Here is a 22,412-nt window from a genome sequence, read left to right on the forward strand (position 1 = left end):
AGTGCAAGGCTCGAATGACGTTGCACTGCCGCTACTTGGCCGCTTACGAACAGTGAAGGGATATCGAAGCGGGTGCGTAACTGGCGGGCAACCTCTATACCTTCATCGCCGCCTTCCAGATTGACATCGACCAGGGCAAGCTCATGCTCGGCTCGGCCAATACAACCTGATAAGCCTCTTCAGCGGTATAGGCTGTCCCCACAACGCTGTGCCCACCTTGGGTTAGCGTTGCAGCAAAGGTAAGGGCCAGGATAGGGTCGTCTTCGATTAAAAGGATGCGCATGGGACTCAGCAAAAAGGAGGAAATTTGCAGCTTCAGGGCGGCATGGTGGCAGAAGGTCATCTGCTGCACAAATACGCCGCAGTGCCAGTCAGCCGGTAACCAGTTCTGACAACCGCTGGGTGAGTACCTCCAGCGCAAACGGTTTGGTCAAAATGAGCATGTTTCTTTCAAGCCGGCCCGATAGGGCAGCAGGGTCGTCCGCGTAGCCGGTAACGAACAGGACCTTCAAATCAGGCCGCCGGGGCTGGCATTGATTGACCATTTCAAAACCATTTTGGCCGCCTGGAAGGCCCACGTCGGTAATCAGCAGATCAATCGTTACGTCCGACTCAAGGATGCGTTTACCTGCGACGCTATCGGTGGCTTCTATAACGGTGTAACCCATATCCTGGACCACGTCAGCAAGCAGCATACGTACCGCGGCGTCGTCTTCGACAATCAACACCGTCAGGTTCTCGGCACTTGGATTGATAGCCGCATGGATAGAGGAAGCTTTCTCCTCGGGCGCAATGTCTGCTTTGGATCGTGGCAGATACAGGGTTACGGTGGTGCCGCAGCCCGGCCTGGAGGTTAGGTAGACCTGTCCCCCGGATTGCCGGGCGAATCCATATACCATTGAAAGGCCCAGACCCGTTCCCTCCCCGACGGGCTTCGTTGTGAAGAAAGGCTCAAAAGCCTTGCTGATAACCGAGGCGGGCATTCCAACCCCGGTGTCTGTAATACTCATGCGCAGGTATTGTCCCGCCGGTAGGTCCAGCTGGCTTGCCCTAAATCGACTGACCAACTTGTTGGCGGTCTGGATTGCGATTTTCCCACCTCCAGGCATGGCATCGCGGGCATTGATGCACAAGTTCAGCAAGGAATTTTCGAGTTGCCCAGGGTCGATAAGCGCAGGCCATGGGTCCTGAGCCTGTTGGATAGCGAGCTGGATCGAGGGCCCTACCGCACGCTCGATCAGCTCTTTCATGCCTGTAATCAGCGTATTGACATTTGTGGGCTTGGGCGCCAACACCTGCTGTCGGGAGAATGCCAGCAGCCGGTGGGTCAATGCCGCCCCCCGTTGTACTGCGGCATGGGCTACTGTCACATAACGGCCCAGATCATTGAACCGCCCTTGGTTCATCCTGGCCTGTATCATTTCAAGGCAGCCCGATATGCCGCCAAGCAGGTTGTTGAAGTCGTGAGCAATTCCACCGGTAAGCTGCCCGACCGCTTCCATTTTTTGCGATTGGCGCAGCTGTTCCTGAGCCATCTCGCGCTCCTGAACCGCATGGCGGACCCTGTCCTCCAGAGTGGTATTGAGCTGGAGAATAGCTGCTTCGGCGTTCTTACGATCTGTGACGTCCACCGATGAACCGATGAGGCCGATGACGTCTCCGGAATCATTGAACAATGGCTCTTTGGTAGACAGCCAGACGCTGACCTGCCCGTTGGGCAGGCTTACTTCTTCCTCAATGGTTTCGCCTATACCGGACGACATAATTCGCTGATCGGTCTCGGTGATGATGCGCGATTGCTCGGCATCCTCAAGAAACTCGGCGTCGGTCTTGCCCAAATATTCTTCAGGTGGCTTGCCGATCAATTCGGTGGTACCTCGGTTCGCCACCAGCATGCGGCCCTGACGGTCCTTGGCGTACACCACACCGGGGACGGCTTCGGTGAACATACGCAGCAGTGCAGTTGCACGGTCACGCTCGGCTTCGGCCGCGCGCCTGGCATCGATGTCCAGCAGGATGCCGGGAAAACGGATAGGTGTGCCGTCGGTATCGGTATCTACACGGCCCGAGGCCTCAATCCAGCGGTACTTGCCGTCCAGCCCCTTGATCCGATACTCGCACCGGTACAAGCCTCGCTGTCCCAAGGCACCCTCAATGGCTTTCTCGACCCGAGGAAGATCGTCGGGGTGGATTGATCCAAACGCATCGGACAGCGAAATGCCTGCTTGGCAGTCCTCGGCTGAGATGCCAAACGATCGGGCAAATCGCTCATCAGCGGTGACCCGATCCCGCTCGATTTCCCAAATCCAAGTACCAATGATGGCACCGGCATCGAGTGCAAGCCGTAGCCTTTCGAAGGCCTGACTCGTAGAGGCTTCGTGAAGTTCGTCCGAAGTCACGGCTGGGGGGAAGGTGTGCATTCTACCTACTGCCGAAGCTGGCTACAGATGTGTTGATTATGGCCACAGATAACAGGTCCAACAAAAAAAGCAATGGCAATGAGCCACTTATCGGGACAAGACGCAACCCTATGGTTTCCGCCCCTCGGTTGTAGCAACCTAGTGGCAGGACGGATCAACAGCTACGCAGGAGCGCTCTCAATCCCGACCCGAACCGCCCCGGTTCAGATCGTTAGTCATAGTGAGGAAGAGCATGAACAGCCTCCAGTTGACCTACGTAACGCTCATAAGCACCGTCGGCGTCGGGCTGGACATTTCAGTGTCCGTTTTTTTTGGCCTGCTTTAAAGGTGCAAGGCGCCAGTGTGGCCCGGCGCAAACGGACCAGAAAAGCCAGCAATCGGCTCCAGATTCTGTCCGAATCGGGCGAGGGCGAGTTTGGCGGACTTCTCGCTCATAGCCCCGGAACCCTGTCAGCGCAAACGGCGGAAAATTTACATCGGGCCAGGGCACTTGTATAGGCTTTGCATCGACCTTTTATCTAACTTATGCGAGGCTGGGCTACCGTTTTTCGGTGCTTTGCATCAGAGCCGCTTCGATTGAGTCACTTCACCGAACGGAGCCGGTCTTGTGCCAATTGGCAAATAGCTGCTAAGGACCATGGTTTAGCAACAAAACATACAGTGGGCGGAAAAGAAGACGGTATTTCGGGGGAAAATCCGCTTGTAATGATGATCGGCAGTTCCGGAGACCGATGATACACGGCGGCAGCAAGGTCAAAGCCGTTAAGGTGCCCAGGTGTCCGGACGTCAGTGATTAGGAGGTCTACGGAGTCACGACCTTCCACAGCGGCTAGCCCTGCATCGGCTGTCTCCACCGCATGCACACCCACCCCCATGTCTAATAAAGCGTCCACCAACAGCTCACGCAGAAGTTCCTCGTCTTCAACGACGAGTACCAAGGGACGTGGGCGATGTGATTTCGGACAAAGGTTCATACCTCTGAGACAGAACGTATCAATTTTCGCTCTGAAAGGAAGACCAACGGACCGTTTTGTATAGGATTTTACAGGAAACTCTACAAAACGGAAAAAGCCGCTTGAAAGCTCGGATGCCGTAAAAATCCGCCGCATACCGGGGTGACGTAGGACCGCGGCCGTCTTATTACCACCGGTTGGCAGGAACGTGCAGAGCCACACTGCGAAACTTTCGTGATTGGTACCAAAGTCCTGGCTTGTCTGCGCTGTCAAAGTGCTTTCACCCCGTATTAAAATCACGCTTAACCGATATCTCCCCAGAGTTTCAGATGAAGCACAGCCCTTCCCTCCCCGTCCCCGCCGCTCAAGACCGCTACCGTCTTCTAGTGGACGCCGTCACGGACTACGCCATTTACATGCTCGGGCCTACGGGGCATGTCGCGAGTTGGAACCCCGGCGCCAAACGCTTCAAGGGCTATGCCGAGGATGAAATTCTCGGTGAGCACTTCTCCCGCTTTTACACCGAGGAAGACCGTGCTACCGGGCTACCGGAGCGGGCGCTGGCCACCGCGGCCAGTGAGGGACGGTTTGAAAGCGAAGGCTGGCGGGTCCGCAAGGACGGTTCACGGTTCTGGTGTCATGTGGTTATCGATCCCATCGTTTCACCTCAGGGTGAGATTCTTGGCTTTGCCAAGGTGACCCGCGACCTCACTGAACAGCGGGCCGCGCGTGAGTCACTGCGCCAATCGGAAGAGCAGTTCCGCCTGCTGGTCCAGGGGGTCACTGATTACGCCATCTACATGATCAGCCCTAAAGGGCTCATCACTAACTGGAACTCGGGGGCAGAACGGATCAAGGGCTACTTCCCCGAAGAGGTAATCGGCAAGCATTTCTCCCTATTCTTCGAGGAAGCGGAGCGCGTCAAGGGATCGCCGGAGCACAGCCTGCGCATGGCCCTGGCCGAGGGGCGTTTCGAGAGCAAAGGCTGGCGGGTACGCAAGGACGGCACGCGGTTTTTTGCCAATATTGTGCTTGATCCGATATATGCCAACGATGGTCAGCATTTGGGCTTTGCCAAGATCACCCGCGATATTACCGAACAGGTGGAAACGCAGCGCGCCCTGGATGAGGCCAAAGAAGCATTGTTTCAATCGCAGAAAGTGGAATCTCTGGGCCAGCTCACCGGCGGCATCGCCCATGACTTCAATAACCTACTCATGGTGGTCCTCGGCAGTCTGGAGGTCGTGCGCAAGCGTTTGCCAGACGATCCGCGCATCACCCCCTTGCTGAACAATGCCATCCAGGGAGCCCAGCGGGGTGCCTCACTGACCCGGCGAATGTTGGCCTACGCCCGCCGGCAGCAGCTCGTGCTTGAGCCCCTGGAGCTGAGTTCGATGCTTCGAGGCATGTTCGAACTGCTGCAAAGCTCGCTCGGGCCCCGTATCCAGATCGAGACACGCTTCCCGCTGTTTTTGCGACCGGTGCGGGCCGATAACAATCAGCTGGAGCTGGCCGTGCTCAACTTGGCGGTAAATGCCCGGGATGCCATGTCTGAGGGCGGAACACTGACGATCGAGGCGAAAGAGCATAGGGTTACTCACTCCCCGACGGGCCTTAAACCGGGTGCTTATGTGTGCCTTTCACTAACCGACTCGGGTACGGGCATGGATGCTGCCACTTTGGCTAGGGCCACCGAGCCCTTCTTCACAACCAAAGGTGTAGGCAAAGGCACCGGGCTGGGCCTTTCCATGGTTCACGGCCTGGCTGAGCAGATTGGCGGCAAACTCGTCCTGCAAAGCACCCAGCCGGGCGGGACCACGGCCAGTCTATGGATTCCAGTGGCGGTCAGTGACAGTGAGACCTCGACCGAAGACGCTGCTGAGAACTCGATTTCACCCAGCAAGACACAGACCGTGCTGACCGTAGACGACGACCCGCTGATCTTGGTCAGTACCGCCGCCATGCTTGAGGACCTGGGGTATGGGGTACTGACGGCAGCCTCCGGTGAGCAGGCCCTGACATTGCTCGCGCAGTTCGGGGACACGGTGGATATTCTCATCAGTGACCATTTGATGCCGGGGATGAGCGGGCCGGAGCTGCTTGAGGCGGTGTCAGTCCAGCACCCACACATCGCCTCGCTATTGGTCAGCGGCTATGGCGAGTTGGACGGTGCGTGCACCCTTGCACGGCTCGGCAAACCGTTCGATCAGCCTGCCCTGGCAATGGCAATCACCCAATTGATGACGGGCGTCGGCTACCAAGCCCGATGAGCCCACGTCACTTCGTACCTTCACCCGGTATCGGTCAGAGGAAGTCAGCGCAACCTCCCTATATGGGTAGTACCCACTAACCTACGGTAAGGCTTACGACAAACCATTCAGAGGGGCGTATCGGTCGACCGTCGCCGATGAAGACAAGGCCCGTTCTGCGCCTGCATGGATTGCTCGCGCAGGTCTGACAGGTACTGCATGCCGCGCGGGGTGAGGATAAGGTGCGTCTTGCCCTTGTTTGACGCAGGAACTAACCCAGCCGTAACGTAGCCGGCATGCACCAGCGACTTGAGCAGAACAAGGTCTTCAGCGGCACGACTTGTCCCTCCCTCGTCGCGGATCAGCAATAAGATACGCTCATGGTTATCATAGGCTCTGGGCATATTGGATCCTCGGATACCCTTCACGCTAGCGAAACGGCTTTGCCAAGGCAATAGCTACCCGACGGATAGTGGCCCTGGGCTATAGAATAAGCGGCGATCAAGCGTGGATCGTGGTGGCCGATAGGTGCTAAGGCACAGCACTGAGCGAGACGTTCATGCGTAAAAACCTATCTGTTACCAACCGGGAACGTACGTTTTCTCCCGAACAACGGCTTATTTCCGCAACGGATCTCGACAGCCGGATCACCTATTGCAATGACGCCTTTGCGAAACTTAGTGGCTTCACCCGCGAAGAGCTGATTGGCCAACTTCATAATGTCGTCCGCCATCCCGAGATGCCCGCGAGTGTGTTTGTCCATATGTGGGAAACCCTCAAACAGGGCCAGCCTTGGATGGGAGTCGTGAAAAACCGGGCTAAGAACGGTGATTTCTACTGGGTCAGTGCCTATGTCACGCCGATCTACGAAGGCAGACGAATTTCGGGACACGAGTCGGTGCGTACGACCCCTGGCCGCGAGGACATTCGCCGTGCCGAAACGCTCTATTCCAGACTGTCGGCAGGTAAAGCGGCGCTGCCGTTGAGCCGCACGCTTAGCAGAGTATTGCAGCGGGCTTGGCCCTTCATGTTGGCATGCGCGGCTGAGATCATTGGGTGGTACTGGTTACCCAAACCGGCGGAGCCTGCCCTGACGGTGGTGATGTTCGCCGGGGGCTTACCTATTAAGTGAATACCAGCAAGCCAGGGCGATTCAGAAAACCTTGGCGCAGCACCCTAAAGCCTTCACCAGCCCTTTGGTGGCGATGACCTACAGCGCGCACTATGGCATTCAGTCCCAACTTGATCTGGCCATGATCAGCCAGGAAGCACGGTTGCAGACGGCCCTTACGCGACTGGTGGATACCGGGTTCCAGGTACGCCGCAAGGCGGGTCAAGCGTCTGGCGTGTCCGATAGCCAGGCGCATGCGCTCGATCAGCAGCGAAGCGAGACCGAGCAAGCGGCCACGGCTGTGGCGGAGATGTCCGCCGCCATCGGGGAAGTTGCATCCAATGCCCAAGTCAGCGCCTTGGCTGCCGTGCAGGCGAACACCTTGGCCAGTGAAGGCGAAGCATTGGCCGAACAGAGCCTAAGGGCCATGGATGAAATGGCTCATGCAGTTGCAGAAATTGGTAGCGCTGTGGACGTCCTGGCCAGGGAAACGCAGTCCATTGGCAGCGTAGCGGACGTGATTACAGCGATTGCTGACCAAACGAATTTGCTGGCCTTGAATGCGGCCATTGAGGCGGCTCGCGCAGGCGAACAGGGCAGAGGATTTGCGGTCGTGGCCGATGAAGTTCGCTCAATGGCCACACGCACCCGCCACTCGACGGAGCAGATCCACGGCATCATTGCTGCCCTGCAAGCCAGTGCCCAACACGCGTGGCCAAAGCCGCTCGCGGCGGCGAAATTTCCCAGAGCAGCATCGACAGTGTGAAGGCGGTAAAAGAAGCCTTGCTGGTATCACGGTGGCGGTCGATAAGATCTCCAGCATGAGCAGTCAGATGGCTTCGGCATCGGAAGAACAGAGCCAAGTGGTGGAGGATATCAATCGTCAAGTAACGCGAATTGCCTCGTTGTGCGATGAGAGCGCAGAGCAGGCCCGTCAAGGAGCAGGCATCGGGCGTGAACTCCAAGGGCTTGCTGATTACCTCTACGGCCTAGCTGAACGGTTCAGCCGCTGACCTCGAAGGGGTTGCACTTCCTGCGAAGTGGGGTACGCGTAGTATGGTCGACTGTACGCAATGAGCCATCCGTCTCCAGCAGGACCTGAGATTCTCTGGAGGTAGCACGGCCCCCTATCGTAAGGATCATGAGCGCTTATTAGCGTCGGTCCACCAGGCTCGCTGGGCTGATCTCAGCGATGCGATGCTTTTGCGATCCTTCGGATACGCCGGGCGTATGGCGGCGCGCCCGGCAGCAGAGTTTCTAGAAAAACATTGCTTGCGCTTACAGAGCGAGAGGATGCATATCTCTGGGAGCTTCAATCCACCGAGTCGTGGGAAGAGCTGTAAGTCTATCTAGAGGTCTATAACATTCAGACGCCGTATTCCCATCTGCTTCCGCGGTTGCAGCAGAGCTAAGCAGCTGGATAGCGCGACGAGCCAATGTTTACGCGTTCAATAGCGAACACATCCCTATCGCCAAATCGCCCTTTTCCATCCACGCCGCATTACCAAAGTCGTTTCGCCAACGCCGACAAGCTTCAAATAGATAGCCCCTGATTCCCAACATTCCTTACAGCAGCGCAGGAGGTGCGCGGCTTCAGCCAATCCAGCTAGCATTTTTTGTGAAGAAAGAAGGGGATTCGTATGCTTGAAAAGGCGTCGACAAGGTTAAGCCCGGCGTGCGAGACATGAGTTGATAACGGTAGCTCTCGGGCCGAGGATTGACATGAATTTCGACATGCCACCATCAAGAATCGCTGCCGCCGCCGATATGACTCCTACATAAGGAGAATTTACATGCAATCCCATTCCGCACCCAGTCCAGTCAAAACCATAGCAACCAATCCTGCGGACACGTGTTTAATCACTGCGGCTGGGGTGGCCATCTGCGGCTGGGGCCTGTCGCTAGCCTGGCTCTGGATGGCCTAAGCTATGGGCCCCTCAGTCTCGCAATGGGTTCTGCTATGTAGCTGCATATGCGGATGCTTAGTGCTTGATATCCTGCTGTGGCACAACGCCGGAAGCTAGCTGTTACTGCATCCTCAACCACGGTGTATACCTTAAGAACGAGGATGAGAATGAACATCCAAAAATTTCCTGCCTTGGGCAGTGATTTGGACCTCGGTCACCTCCGGCCCTGTTGATAGCGTTATTTCATGACCAGCCAAAAGCCCATAAAACGCAGCGTATCGGAATGCCACAGCATCCCTGCCTTCTAGAACGGTCTCCCCGCCCACTACGCGACGCAGGAGCTGTACGATTTCCGGAACACGGTACATCAGCTGCTCCCTTCCTTATCTGGCCTCGAACGAAATCCTTGGTTTGCGTCTGAGGGCATAGCGGCGGCCACGCTTTCGGTCCGAAGTACGAAACTACCTACCAAAGGACTACAGAAGCAATGTCGACCTCCTTGCTGCGCTAGTCAAGTCGGTTCGCTATGACAGGCACAAAACTTCATCGGTGCTTCCATCACGCCTGCTGATGAAGACATAAGCGCCGCCCCAGCTGATTCATGAACAGCGACGGGCCATGATAGCGATGTGCCTTTTCGATCGTTTCTGTATGCTGGTTATGTAGCTTACCAATTGGCTCCTGCGGCCGAATCCTTGATGCGATTTGTGCGGACACGCAAAGCACAGAGTATGTCTCAGAACTGCAAGGCGATATCGTTTAGTTCGCAGCTCGCCATCGACACAGATTTACAGAAACTTCAGGATGACTTATTAGCGGCCGGATCGCCGGCTAGCGGCTCGCAGGGAGAGCATCCCCACGCCTCGTCATTGCACCTCGCTAATGCGAACGTGTGTCCGATGGGGCGTCATGGCTAACGCCTTGGATTACTCCTTAACGCCAGGTAGCTTGACGTCCTATCTAGAGGACGGTGCCGTGTGTCCATCGACAATAAACAGATTGAGAACTTGATCCGGCCATGGGCGCTCAGCCAGTCTAAACGGCTATTTGCCGGTCGCTGCCTAGCGGCAAATCAAATTGCGAAACCGGCGAGTGGCCTGGCCATAATGGCACCCAACTAAAGACATAGCAGCGCTTTGCGCTGAAAATAGCCAGGGGGTTAGGTATGTAATCTTGCTGGCAACCAAGTAAGTTTCGAGAAACGCGAAAAGCGCCAACGGAGTCCGCAAGCGCTTATCATGAATGGGCTAACACCAGGTCAGCCCGAGAACAGCCTAAACGGCCGAAAATACAGCAGTTTCGACCGCGTATCGTCACCACAAGGATCACGATTGACTCTCTTTGAACGGCCTAGATGGCCGAAGGTGCAACGGTTCGACAGCGTATCGTCACCACAAGGATCACGATTGACTCTCTTTGAACAGCCTAGATGGCCGAAGGTGCAACGGTTCGACAGCGTATCGTCACCACAAGGATCACGATTGACTCTCTTTGAACAGCCTAGATGGCCGAAGGTGCAACGGTTCGACAGCGTATCGTCACCACAAGGATCACGATTGACTCTCTTTGAACAGCCTAGATGGCCGAAGGTGCAACGGTTCGACAGCGTATCGTCACCACAAGGATCACGATTGACTCTCTTTGAACAGCCTAGATGGCCGAAGGTGCAACGGTTCGACAGCGTATCGTCACCACAAGGATCACGATTGACTCTCTTTGAACAGCCTAGATGGCCGAAGGTGCAACGGTTCGACAGCGTATCGTCACCACAAGGATCACGATTGACTCTCTTTGAACAGCCTAGATGGCCGAAGGTGCAACGGTTCGACAGCGTATCGTCACCACAAGGATCACGATTGACTCTCTTTGAACGGCCTAAATGGCCGAGGAAGTCTCATCTTTTAAAGAGCATGTCGTCGTCACGACTGGTTTCACCATATTACAGCAGCCTACATGGCTGAAATATCATAAGTTTTAAGCATTAGATTCTTTGAACAGCCTATGGGCAAATGAAAAAGAATCTAAACCCTGATTGCTTTGCGGGCACAAGACGCTAATTACTTATGGAATACATACTATCATTAAAAACAGGTTCGTCAACAGGCATACCGACTTTTTTAAAAATTTTTCGATGCTGTTTTGAGAACACTAAACCAGTACACATAAAAAGGTAAACCTGATTGACATAAATTTTGTCAATCAGGTTCACATATTAAAAAATCTCGAAGAATAGAGTAACGTCGATAGCTCTGCTCAAACGTAGAGAGCCCTAGATCAGCACGCAGAAGAACGCCCGTTGGACAGCCAGACTCGGCTAAACACCAGCTGCACTGGTTGGGAGCAAGGCCATCACCGTCCACCAGAAAAATCATTGTGAGGTTGTCGAAATTACTGAAACGCCTGCCCTTGCCAATCACACAAACATTTCAGGATCGCTTGCCTTCAGATTTCGCAAAATCTCGTACCAAAAACTGAGATGGTAATTTTTTTACCTAACCTACTTCTGGCGCAAAACAAAATTTCAAGGTAGCTAAAATCGTGTTCTAGTTCGTCTTTTTGCAATACAACCCTTGACAAGGTATATTTTGGTTTTTAAAATGCAGTAGCTCTGTTGTTGCTCTCAAAAAACTACGGTGTTGAGTAGATAGTATTCCTTCTGATATATACTCTATCTATACCACTGGCAATTTCCCTGCGAAGCAGGGTTATTATTATATATATTAAATATTATATATGCGCGCGCGCGAGCATGCGCCAATAATGTTTGGATAATTCTTAAACCTGGGGTTCTTTATTAGAAATGGAAAACCTCAAAGGCTCTATGACCCCGCCCAGGGCGTGAAAGCATACACCCCTAGCATCGGCCATAGCTTGCCCGATAAAACCTCTCAGAACGAAGCACAGAGCGCTCTTAGGTCCTTATGTCCGATCATTGAGGAATCGAGGGGTAGTATCAGAAAACACCTGTACTTGGACAAGCTACATGCACCTTCAGCATGTGCACCACCATCAAGACTGGCTTTGCAAAACCCTAAAGGGCCTATAACGCTGCTCACGGCATAAGATGAATACACCCTAGCGTTAAGCGGTTCAAGCACGATAAAGCTAAGCCCCGGGGAAATCCCTTGCAATCCCGAAGCCCTGCCCCGCTAGCCGGGACAAAGACAAATACGCCCTACCCAGCCAGCCCTTCCCATCGCGATAACTCGCTCCGAAGCAAAGCACAGAGTGCGACAGAAGCGACTAATCCGTGCCCACGTAATCATGAGAAGAGATGGGTCTTACTGAGCAATCATTTCAGGGCAGCCCTCGAACGGGGCAGGAATCACCGACCTGCCAGTCCTAAAATGAGTTTTTTGACGCCAAGGTATTGACAAAATCAAAAACGCTTGTCAGCATGGGAAACCTCATAAATTTTTGAGGTACCTTGGAATGCAGCAAAATCACCTGATTCACTCTCCTACTTTTCCGCTAGCTACCATCCAACCCTTTGCGTTTCTAGGCCAATCTGCGGCCGTATCAATAATCCACTCCGAACCTTTTGAATTGCCCTATCAGAATTCTAGGGCAGTTGGCATGGCCGTTCAGGCCGCTGTGTTCGTGGATTCAGGGGTTTTCAAATGCAGCTTCATAGCCCTGCGCGCAGCCGTTGATGGAAAGGTTTTTACGGAATGCTCGTCACTCACCGAAGATGACCATTTCTTGATGCGAAGTGGCTCTACGCTTTGTGCTAGCCAAGTCCTCGAAGGCTATTTCACTGACGACAACCCCAATGCAGCTCGAACGGCCATCTATCAGGCGATCCTGGGCGAAGTAGAAAATCTTGCGGGCAAAGAGACAACTCATTTTTTTCGCGAGCTGTAGCAACGCGAATACGACGGATCGACTATCGATCACCTTGAGCTGTAGCAGAGCCGTGTTAATTATGCACACCTGCTAAGCTCAATTCATCGCAAGCAAACCTCACAATCAGAGATAATTCTGAGGAGTATTTATGCCTGTCACAAAGTAATTAGTAAAAACTAATAATTCAACGAAGCAGATTTAATTGAACCAGGCATTGACAAAGCTTAGTTTGAAACGAATACTTAAGACTCAATTAGAAAAGGCCGTAAAGAATGAACCAAATTGTTATCACCTCAAAACCTGAAAAGCTCAAAAAGAAGCTTCGCACACTAGCTGGAACCCCGACCAGCATTGAGTTCACGATTGTCGAGGGTCGAGACTCTTTTGATCGAGGGCTAGGCACTTACACTAATGTTTTTGTTAAAGCCCCTACTAAAAACGGTGAAATAACAGCCGTATACAATATCAAGAGCATCAGTCATGATGGGGTATGCCGTGCGGGGTACTACAAAGCAAAGACCACCATAACCAAAGATGGCGTAGAGTATAGCGATTGGGGTTTGCTAGGCAAAAACTTCGCGATGACCGAGGACGATCCAGTGGGGGAGTTGGAATGCTGGATATCATACGAAGTCGTTAAATGTCTACTTGAATCAGGCTACTTGCAAAAGCTTCACCAACTCCCCCAAGACGCAAGATTGTCGATGGGTCCGTACTAACTGACAATTAAACTAGAGAGCAGGTTTTATGCCACCTCTCGTCAAATAGCCGCTTTAACAGAAGCGGCTGACTTACCACGAACTATCGACCAGAGCCTTACAGGCATTAATTTCTGAGGCTTGTACTCATTTATTCAGTTTAGTTTTGCGACCAAGCGCCTCACTTTCTTGAACGGACCACGCACTTCTACTTGAAATTATAGGGCGTATGACATTCCAAAATTTCCACATGTACTTGGCTAGCTCTTTATTGTGCTGGTCAATTCCCTTCAAGTCATACTGGTGGAGATTGCGGATTGAGTCCTTGACCTTGTCGCATAGATCAACGATTTGAGATGCAGTCAGAAATCTAGCACCAGGGTCCTCATCAACTATACCCTGTAAGGCCTCAAGCTTAGCTTTTAGCTGCCACATAAATCGGTCCGGGTATTCAGAATCATGAATGCTAGGGTCTTTTTTTATGATCCTTGCTGTAGTGATAAGCCTGTCGATTGACTCGGACATTTCAGACGATGAAACGAGACGTTTTCTTCGTTGAGCAATGATAATTTTGGGTAGTTCTACTTCTAGGAAACCAGCCCATTTTTTTAGCGCGCGATCCAAACTTTTTACATTGACGTCGGCAATCCTTTCATGAAGGGCAGTATTCAGATCCTCAAGAGAAGGAGAGTCTTCGTAAAGATAGCTTGCTAACCTTTTCTGTAAGCCGTGACTGTTTGAAAGGATCAGCGCTACAACATTTTCACGCTGATTGATGTGAAGCGAGAACCTACCCCAGTCCAATTTTTCACTTTTTTCGATTGAAAAATTATCAGAATTTGAAATATTTTTATTATTAGTCATTATAACCACCATTTATGCATAAAAATATTTTAACAGAAAAAACATACCAAAACGGCGGCTAACATAAAAAATAGGTCGATAAGCAAAAAAATATTTCTCACATCAATTTAGCCAAAGCTCAAGTAACGACGTCGAACTCGGACCAAATACAAAAAATATTTTCCCAATGCTTAAAACACTTGAAAGAAAACATGCGTAAAAACTTGTTTACCCGGCAAAGGTAGAAATTAATAATGTATAATGTAATCAGTGTTTCGAGCGAGCCAGCAATGTCTTCCCTTATTACGGCTTAGCCCATACTGGACTAAACCTACTCGGAAAGACGCTGGCTGCTCACAACCTCTGCGAGGTGTTGCGCAACATCAAGAGCAAATCGCTTGCGACTGGATGCCCGGCGTATGCAGTAAACTGTAAGAAGCAATCCAAAAATAATAATAAAAAGGGATATAAAAATGCCTAGATCACTGAAAGACCCGAGCGACCTACGTCGCAAGAACGTGATGGTTTCCTTCTCCGCCCGGGAGTGGGCGGAGCTTCAAAAACTCATGGATGCTACGGGGATAACGACCGCCGCAGTCTTCCTGAGAGCTTCCGGCTTACGAACAAAACTGCCGAGAAAAATAGTCCTGCCTGAGCTTCATGAAAGACTATACAAAAAACTGGTAGGAGCAGTTGGCGACCTGCGCCAGCAAAACGCTAACCTTTTTATTAGCGATTCAGCGCTCGATAGAGCAATGCAGTCTATGAAGGAGATAGCTGAAATACTTACAGACACGGACTACTATTCCAAGCTCGTAGACGAGAAAATCAAGGAGGCGCTTAGCCATGACTAATCGTTGTCGTTGGGAACCGACTTCAAAGCATACCGTCCAGAATGTACTGAATCCAAAACTACTCAATCCGAGAGCGGAGTGTACCCGCCTCCGCTCTGTGCACATTTCTGGCGTAAAACGGAAAGAAAAAACGACTAGATCCGTGGCGGTGCATCATGGCAATAGCTAGAAAATTTAAAAACGACTTCCGCTGCGACAAACGTGTGAAATACACCTTCGGTAAAAACCACGACCATAAATGTGATCAGGTTTTGTTCGTCGGCGGAAATGTATTTTCGTCAACTGCCGAGGACTTAGAAAAGGAAATGGAGATGCCTACCCAGATGCGCGCTGCGGCTACAGGCAAGGGCTCCGGCCGTTGCGGCGCGCACTATATGCTCTCCTTAGCCCCAGGCGAGACGTTGCCTTCAGCCCATTGGTTAGACGTCTTACATGACACAATGCGGCGACTGGGCTACACCGAGGAGCATAAATATTATGGAATCATTCACAACGATACTGATAAGCAACACATGCATATCGTCGCTAACCGAACTAGCTATAAGACGTTTAACCTGGTGCCAGATGGAAACGATTATGACGTGCTGATGCAAGCAGCACGAGCCATGGAGCAGAAATACGGCCTAACCGCGGTCCCGAATCCGGGAGAGGCTTGGGGTGCAGATCTTACTAAGCGAGATATGGCCTCGTGGGCTAAAGAGAACCAGGAAACAATTGACCAGAACGGAAATATCAGTGAAGGGACCGAATTGTGGCGCAATCGTCTGATCGCGCTCGTCGCAACGTCAATCGAGCAAACAAGGCGACTAAATGACCCCAATCTTCCTCAGCTTGTAAAACTCCTAAACAAAAAGAACGTAGGAGTAGAGTTCACATACAAGAAGGCGACAAATGATATTGTTGGAATTAACTATATTTTTGAAGGGAGGAAAATTTCTGGCAGAAAATTAAAAAGGTCAAGATTGACATTTCAAAAACTCACCGATTTATCTATGGGCGGGATTAAGTATGACAAGAAAAAGCATTTACAAGCGCTACAGGGAGTTGTGCAAGAAAAATTTGGACGATCTTATGCAGAGCGACATGACGAAAGACTTCAGAAAAGGCGCAGCGGTGGCAACCTCCCTGCTGGAGTCACCTTCAGCGAATCGACCCTTGGTCTCGACGGAGGACCTGAATTCCCTAGATCTAGTAGTGGCAAAATCAAGGACAAGAAAAAGGACTGTGAATCTTTTTTTGCAATCAGAGTAGAAATGCCGAGGTACAACTGGTCCTTGGCTCAACGAATCATGCCGCCCACGCGGATCAAAGGTAACTACCTATTCTACATTTTTAAGAAGCCTGGTTATGACGTGCGGGTCGATAAAGAGGTGAACTTCATTATCGGGTTGATGAACGTCATGCTTGATACTGTCCGAACCGCTCTGACCTTCCTTCAGGCTAAATGCGTTCTCGAAGAGCATTCACTGCGCAGCGAGCTTGATCGCGGACCAAAGTACGAATGCCAGGACCTGACGTTCGCGATGACCCCGTCGAATGATAGCCGTGACAAAGTGCTTGGCCGTGCTGAGCTAGGTCTGTCGAGCCCGCATTCATCTGTAATCAGAACTCAGCGGTGACGACTGCTGACCTATCACACGAATCAGGCGGCCTTGCAAGAGCCGCGCAACGGGATAGCATTTTCGGACTCAGCAGAGCGCATCAGCAGGCAAGCGTGCATAACGTCACGCCATTGATAGGGTTCTTCGGGCCGTGTTCGGAATGGCGGGGCACGTTTGATACCCCATTGCCACTGTGAAAATGCTGTGATGGGTACAGGACTCGAACGATGGGTTTCTAACGTCGAGTCGGGTTGACTGAAAAACCAGCAAATTGAGTACGTACGCATAAGCAGCTGGCGGCCATCAAATCGCTGGCCAGCTTCCGCGTAGCGGCTTTCGTGCTCCAGAAACCGCTCGGCGGCAGGAAGTCAGTATCGGCCCAACTGCTTCGTCGTAAGGTAGCTATCGGCCATCCCTGTCTTCCCCAGTCACCGCCGGTTGGGCTTACATTCTCATACTGTGGCCCAAGGCCTAAGCGCTCGGCTTGTCATTCGACTATTCAACCGGGTAGTGAGTGACCGCTTCTAGCTGGTAGCGGTCCTTGGCAACGGGTCGCTATAGGCAGAAGGGCGTTCGACCTCGCGAGCTATCCATGCTAGGTCATAGCGGATCAAAGGTAGCCCACCCTGATCATTTTCCTAACGCTTGAGCGCTCCTATCCAACGACAGAACGCCGCATAAAAGAACGCTTAGGAATGGGAGTCCATGCTCAAGACCAAAACCACCAACCGGTAGGACGTAGGCTAGGCAGTTATCTCCTGTAACATTTTTTGACGAGCAACGGATCCTAGGAATGTAGCTGTAGTTACAGTATCGTACCGCGGCATGGATCAGTCGAACCTTGAGGCTGTCCGATGATGAGGATCGTGTCGTCGGCCTTGATGGTTTAGCTAAGGTCTAGCTTCAGCGCAAAAATGAAAGCCTTGTCGCACAGGAAAAGAGGGGACGATGAAGAGAGAGCGCTTGGATGTGGTGATGCCACCGATTCGCGACGACGAATCTGGTTACAAGTATCTCAGCAAGCTTTCGCATGAGATTCTATCAAACCCTCAGCATTCCTACTATTTCGATTTCTCTAAGTGTTCGACTATCAGCCACAACGGCCTAGTGGTGATAGGTGGAATTTGCGACTACCTAAAACAATATGAAGCAAAAACCAATATGTTCAAAGGGTTTGGGCTACGCAGCTTATTTTCTGCACAAAAAGTTGGCTTCAAAATTGATGGAGTCAACCAAGTACTAATGGATAGGTTGCGAGAGCTAGGTTTCTGGCATTATGTAAGCCCCGATCACGGCGTAGTCACCACTTCGGATTACATCGGTTACCGTCAGCATGAGACAGTTCTCGAAGACGTTCAGATAATAAACCATCTTCGGGATAATTGGCTCGAAAAACTTTCAGTATCGGAAGTTCTGAAAGCGGAAATTGTGAGCAGCATCTACGAAATATTTGTTAACGCTTATGGACACGGACTGAAAGAAAATCTGAATAATCAGAGCGTAATATCCTGCGGGTATTATGAAGCAAAGGATAAGAAGCTATCCCTTTCGGTTCTTGACTTCGGTGGCGGAATTGTAGAGTCGGTACAGCGTCATATTCCCGGGATGGAAAGATCTGCCGCTTTCAAATGGGCGCTAGAAGTTGGTAATTCAACCAGAACTGATAGTGCCCCAGATCTTCCAAGAGGTTTGGGGTTTGGGATTTTGCGAGATTTTGTCCAAGTTAATGGTGGGGTATTGCGCGTGTGCAGCGATACATACATGGCCACTGTCGGCATCGACGGCACCTATGTGACAAAGTCGATACCTGGCCGGTTCAATGGAACGTTGATTAGCATTACCGTGAATTGCGATAAAAAACATTATCGATTGAAGTCAGAAATCAGCGAGCAGACACCAGCTTATTTTTGAGGAGATACAGATGAAAATCATCACAGTAAAAGACATTGTTGGGACGAATGCGATCTCAATGAATTCAGGTGGCAAGCTAAAAGCCGCAATAATCGAGGCATGGGAAGCTGAAAATAAGATCGAGCTTGATTTTAAAGGTATCGATATCTTTGCTTCGCCTTTTTTTAATGCCAGCATTGGCGCGTTACTCAAAGATAACGATATAAAGACGCTGCAACAAAAACTAGTGTTCGAAGGAATTTCTGATCACGGTAGACGGTTACTGAATTTGGTGATTGGAAATGCGCTCAAATTCTATTCCGACACCAGTGGAAAGACAGGCTTGGGTTTGGATGCTGCAAGGAAGGACGACTGATATGTTTCTAGATATAAGGAATAATGAGCCTAACAAGGATGCTGTGTTTTTTGTAGATACTAATGTGTGGTACTGGACAACATATGCTGCGTCTAAAAAGTTTTTCGGCAATGCCCCCAGAGACTATCAAGTAGAGTTTTATCCTGGATTCATAGAAAAAGCTTTAACCAACAATGCGACGCTTCACTACACACCGCTAACTCTGGTTGAACTGACCAGCCTAATTGAACGCTCTGAATTTGAAATATTTAAAGCTTTCAATGCAGACACCAGACTTTCACTAAAGCAGTTCAGAAAAGACAACGCTCAGCGCAAGGCTGTGCTTGCAGAAATAGAATCTGCTTGGGAGCAAATTCAATCGATGGCCTCCGAGCTTCCCACTTCTTTACCTGAAGGCGTTTCTGCGGAGCTAATGAGCATAGTTACTGACCATACCGTAGATGGTTATGATGCGCTTTATGTGAAATTGATGAGGGATAACAATATTTCCAACATCATAACTGATGACAAAGACTTTCGCGCAGTGACTGGCTTAAATTTGTATGGCTGCTATCCTATGTAGCCGCCATTTAGCCTGATGATTACTTATCACTGCCAACCTTTTATTTACGTTGTAAAGTTTCCATTTCAGAATAAATTTCATCATTTTTTTTTTGATTATCACTCGTCAGCCCCTCTTATCAACGGGCCACGTTAGCCGCTTGCCCGGCTTCGGCAACCACGCCTTCTCGGTTATCCCCAGAGGGCGTTCGCTACCTTGACTGACTTGCCGTAATGCCACAGGTTGCGCCTAGCCACACCACGCCCGTTAACATTGAAGCACTTAGAACGTGAAATGCCTCCCTCGCCCCGTACCCCTTCGAGTGCACCCTTTGTCTACTATTCGGTGAAAACCACCCGCATGTACCTCTGGTCACGGTGGAAAAGCTGCTTACGCCTGAACCGCGGCGCTGATCGCCAAGCGAACATCGTTGATTGGGTAGTGGCTACTTGGATATTCGCAGCTAAGCGCAAGTAGTGGCAAAACAATCGAAAGCGGCCCCACGCGAATACGTCAGGCTCAGTGCTCTTACATCCATGAGCATGAAGGATACGGTCGCGACAAGCAATGAGGAGATTTGAGGCCTCGGACGTACGCTAATCTATGTGAACATCGCCCTCTTCTTACTCGCCATTAAGCGCCCAGGAGCGTAAACGTGAAAGCAGCCAACGAAACATCTTCAGACCCCACTGCACCGATGCAAGCCTTCTGGGTAGGCCGTTTTGAAGTGTACGCTGCCTATGACCGCGAAGACGCATTGGAATTGGCTAACGCTGAATACGGCGACACATGCTTCACGCTGAGCGATGTCAGGCCCTGCGCGGCTGCCACCTTGAACGGCCCGGCGTATTCCCCCGCCGGCGACCGGCTAGGCACGCTTTGGCAGCAAGTGGCATTGCTGAGGGCGCCGGGTTACCTGTGTGCGTCCTCACCATGAGCACACCGCCGACGAATGTGACGTCCTTGAAGCTCCCGGAGCACCTTGAACCCAAATGTCAGGCCTTGCTAGAGGACATTCTACGGGCTCATACCGTAAGCAAGGCGTTGTTTGCTGAGCTGCGTGCCGGTGCTTTTGCGGAATCGCTGGGGATGACCAAGGCGATCACTTCGGATGAGGTTGAGCAGTTGCTGGTGCTTTATCAGCGGGCGCTGACTCAGCGAGTGGCCGAGTGGGACCTGTAATTGACCTGGCACCGACATACCTTGGAACGACCCGACTGTTGGGCATTAGCGGTTTGCTGAACCATACTAAGCATTGGTGTTTTTGCGAGGTTGGTAATGCTGATAGCTCCGTTTCCTTCCAATGAAGAAGCTCGGCTTCGTTTTTTGCGCAGCTTGGACATCCTGGATACTCCGCCGGAGGAAAGCTTCGACCGGATCACTCGGGTGGCGGCCGAACTGCTCCAGGTGCCGATAGCGTTGGTCTCGCTGGTGGATGCGGAAAGACAGTGGTTCAAATCACGCGTGGGTTTGGACGTCAGCGAAACCACCCGCGACGTGGCGTTCTGTGCGCACGCGTTGCATGTCGAGCACTTCCTCGTCGTCCCGGACACGCATGAAGACATTCGCTTCCATGACAACCCCGTGGTCACCGGGCCGCCGTTCATTCGCTTTTATACCGGCATCCCGCTGCGTAGCCCCGAAGGGTTCGTCTTGGGGACCTTGTGTGTCATTGACTCCAAACCGCGCGCAGTCACCGAAAAGGCCCTCGCGGCGCTGAGCGATCTTGCACGCATCCTCGAACGTGAGCTGCTGCAACGAACCCTGGTAGAGGGTGCGAGAACCATACATGACGAAGAGCGCCAAGGACGCGCGCTAAGCGAGGCGCGGTTTGCCACCGTTTTTGAAAATACACCCACAGGCAAAGCGATCGTCGACCTGCAAGGAAAGTTTGTGGTGGTGAATCGTCGATTCTGCCAGCTCACCGGTTATACCAATGAGGAGCTGGTGTGCAAAACCTTCCCGGAAATCACCCACCCGGACGATACCCAGAACGACATGATCCAGGTCGCAGAGCTGATGTTTGGCAAGCGGACGAGCTATGAGTTGGAGAAGCGCTACATCCGCAAGGATGGATCAATCGTCTGGGTGGACTTGAACGTGGCGATCGTACGTGACGAAGCCGATGTACCGCTGCACTTCATCGCGGTGGCCCTTGATATCTCGCAGCGCAAACACAGCGAAGCGCTGATGAGTGACTACCAACACGAGCTGGAACGTCGCGTCACGGAGCGGACTCAAGAGCTGACCCGCAGCCAGGAAACGCTTCAGGCCATCGCCGACAACTTTCCCCTGCTGATCGCCCAGGTGGATGCCGAGCTGCATTATGTCTTCAACAACGCACGGTACCGCGACGTGTTTGGTGTAGAGCCGGCGACGCTGCGCGGCCAGGCGGTGAAAGCCTTCCTGAGCCCTGCACTCTATGAGGAGTTGTGGCCACTCTTTCAGCGGGCGTTGGGGGGTGAACGCGTCACACGTGAGGGGATCTGTTTCGACCCTCAGGACGGTCGACTATGGAGCGCCACCTATATCCCCGACATCCGGCATGGAAAAGTGGAGGGCTTTTTCGTGATGGCCCAGGATGTCACGGAGCAGAAACGGACCGAGAAGGCACTCTTGGACCGGGCGTTGCTCGATTCACTTACCGGTCTGCCTAACCGTGCTGCCTTGAACGAAACGTTGAGCCATGCGATCACCCTGGCCGGAGGGTTTGCACTGTTCTTTATGGATCTGGACGGCTTCAAAGCGATCAATGATCAACATGGCCATGATGCCGGCGACGAGCTTTTGCAGCAGGTCGCAAGTCGGTTGACCGCAGTGGTGCGTCAGGATGACTTTGTCTGTCGCCTGGCTGGTGACGAATTTGTGGTCATTGCCACAGGGGTCACCAGTACGGGCATCGGCGAACGCATCGGCGGCAACCTTTGCATGGCCTTGCACAGGCCATTCGACCTCGCCAAGGGCCGCGTTGTCATCGGCACCAGCGTGGGGATCGCCATCTGCCCACCCTCCTCGGCCACAACCCCAGAATCGGTTCTTGCATGCGCCGACGCGGCCATGTACGAGGCCAAGCGCAAAGGGCGCAATCGCTTTCATTTCGGCGCGCCGTTGTAAGGCAGGCCG

Annotated in this window: 17 protein-coding genes and 1 pseudogene; 13 read left to right on the plus strand and 5 right to left on the minus strand. The window is 52.2% G+C overall.

All coding sequences use genetic code 11. From position 1 onward, the window contains the following. Positions 1-94: 94 nt before the first annotated feature. From AC3Z8Y_RS18250 to AC3Z8Y_RS18260, 3 genes are all read right to left on the minus strand, one after another. Positions 95-352, minus strand: a complete 258-nt coding sequence (locus AC3Z8Y_RS18250; RefSeq protein WP_490087007.1) for a hypothetical protein — start codon at positions 350-352, stop codon at positions 95-97. Between the two features lie 19 nt (positions 353-371). Further along, complete coding sequence (locus tag AC3Z8Y_RS18255) at positions 372-2,420, minus strand: hybrid sensor histidine kinase/response regulator (protein WP_490087008.1); 2,049 nt, start codon at positions 2,418-2,420, stop codon at positions 372-374. 581 nt (positions 2,421-3,001) lie between these two features. Continuing rightward, positions 3,002-3,529, minus strand: a complete 528-nt coding sequence (locus AC3Z8Y_RS18260; RefSeq protein ID WP_490090035.1) for a response regulator — start codon at positions 3,527-3,529, stop codon at positions 3,002-3,004. Positions 3,530-3,702: 173 nt separating this feature from the next. Between AC3Z8Y_RS18260 and AC3Z8Y_RS18265 the strand changes: the two genes are divergently transcribed. Continuing rightward, a complete protein-coding gene (locus AC3Z8Y_RS18265) occupies positions 3,703-5,643 on the plus strand; it encodes a hybrid sensor histidine kinase/response regulator (protein ID WP_490087009.1) in 1,941 nt (646 codons plus the stop codon). Positions 5,644-5,750: 107 nt separating this feature from the next. Here the strand turns inward: AC3Z8Y_RS18265 and AC3Z8Y_RS18270 are convergent, their stop codons facing one another. Continuing rightward, a complete protein-coding gene (locus AC3Z8Y_RS18270; protein WP_490087010.1) occupies positions 5,751-6,026 on the minus strand; it encodes a hypothetical protein in 276 nt (91 codons plus the stop codon). A gap of 155 nt (positions 6,027-6,181) precedes the next feature. Here AC3Z8Y_RS18270 and AC3Z8Y_RS18275 point away from each other — a divergent pair, with 155 nt between their 5' ends. From AC3Z8Y_RS18275 to AC3Z8Y_RS18295, 5 genes and pseudogenes are all read left to right on the plus strand, one after another. Next, positions 6,182-6,754, plus strand: a complete 573-nt coding sequence (locus AC3Z8Y_RS18275; RefSeq protein ID WP_490087011.1) for a PAS domain-containing protein — start codon at positions 6,182-6,184, stop codon at positions 6,752-6,754. A gap of 289 nt (positions 6,755-7,043) precedes the next feature. Then, positions 7,044-7,419: pseudogene (locus AC3Z8Y_RS18280) on the plus strand (methyl-accepting chemotaxis protein); the annotation flags it as partial. 135 nt (positions 7,420-7,554) lie between these two features. Next, complete coding sequence (locus AC3Z8Y_RS18285; RefSeq protein WP_490087012.1) at positions 7,555-7,746, plus strand: hypothetical protein; 192 nt, start codon at positions 7,555-7,557, stop codon at positions 7,744-7,746. Between the two features lie 4,470 nt (positions 7,747-12,216). Next, complete coding sequence (locus AC3Z8Y_RS18290; protein WP_490087013.1) at positions 12,217-12,504, plus strand: hypothetical protein; 288 nt, start codon at positions 12,217-12,219, stop codon at positions 12,502-12,504. A 254-nt stretch (positions 12,505-12,758) separates the two neighbouring features. Then, complete coding sequence (locus AC3Z8Y_RS18295; RefSeq protein ID WP_490087014.1) at positions 12,759-13,205, plus strand: hypothetical protein; 447 nt, start codon at positions 12,759-12,761, stop codon at positions 13,203-13,205. A 126-nt stretch (positions 13,206-13,331) separates the two neighbouring features. Here the strand turns inward: AC3Z8Y_RS18295 and AC3Z8Y_RS18300 are convergent, their stop codons facing one another. Continuing rightward, positions 13,332-14,048 carry a hypothetical protein gene (locus AC3Z8Y_RS18300; RefSeq protein WP_490087015.1) on the minus strand — a complete coding sequence of 239 codons (717 nt, stop codon included), beginning with the start codon at positions 14,046-14,048 and terminating at the stop codon, positions 13,332-13,334. A 452-nt stretch (positions 14,049-14,500) separates the two neighbouring features. On the opposite strand from AC3Z8Y_RS18300, the gene AC3Z8Y_RS18305 reads away from it, so the two are divergent. The 7 genes from AC3Z8Y_RS18305 (at position 14,501) to AC3Z8Y_RS18335 (ending at position 22,403) form a co-directional block, all read left to right on the plus strand. After that, the gene (locus tag AC3Z8Y_RS18305; protein ID WP_490087016.1) at positions 14,501-14,881 is read left to right on the plus strand and encodes a hypothetical protein; all 381 of its coding nucleotides are present in this window, start codon (positions 14,501-14,503) and stop codon (positions 14,879-14,881) included. Between the two features lie 155 nt (positions 14,882-15,036). Beyond that, entirely contained in the window at positions 15,037-16,500 is a 1,464-nt protein-coding gene (locus AC3Z8Y_RS18310) for a relaxase/mobilization nuclease domain-containing protein (RefSeq protein WP_490087017.1), read from the plus strand. Positions 16,501-17,430: 930 nt separating this feature from the next. Further along, positions 17,431-18,393 (plus strand): hypothetical protein, encoded by a 963-nt coding sequence (locus tag AC3Z8Y_RS18315; RefSeq protein WP_490087018.1) that lies wholly within the window; start codon positions 17,431-17,433, stop codon positions 18,391-18,393. 10 nt (positions 18,394-18,403) lie between these two features. Then, positions 18,404-18,748 carry an STAS-like domain-containing protein gene (locus AC3Z8Y_RS18320; protein WP_490087019.1) on the plus strand — a complete coding sequence of 115 codons (345 nt, stop codon included), beginning with the start codon at positions 18,404-18,406 and terminating at the stop codon, positions 18,746-18,748. A gap of 1 nt (position 18,749) precedes the next feature. Then, positions 18,750-19,310, plus strand: a complete 561-nt coding sequence (locus AC3Z8Y_RS18325; RefSeq protein WP_490087020.1) for a type II toxin-antitoxin system VapC family toxin — start codon at positions 18,750-18,752, stop codon at positions 19,308-19,310. A 634-nt stretch (positions 19,311-19,944) separates the two neighbouring features. After that, complete coding sequence (locus tag AC3Z8Y_RS18330) at positions 19,945-20,226, plus strand: hypothetical protein (protein WP_490087021.1); 282 nt, start codon at positions 19,945-19,947, stop codon at positions 20,224-20,226. A gap of 341 nt (positions 20,227-20,567) precedes the next feature. Next, entirely contained in the window at positions 20,568-22,403 is a 1,836-nt protein-coding gene (locus AC3Z8Y_RS18335) for a sensor domain-containing diguanylate cyclase (protein ID WP_490087022.1), read from the plus strand. Positions 22,404-22,412: the final 9 nt, after the last annotated feature.

It is taken from the genome of Pseudomonas sp. 3MAES_34.3B, assembly GCF_058145875.1.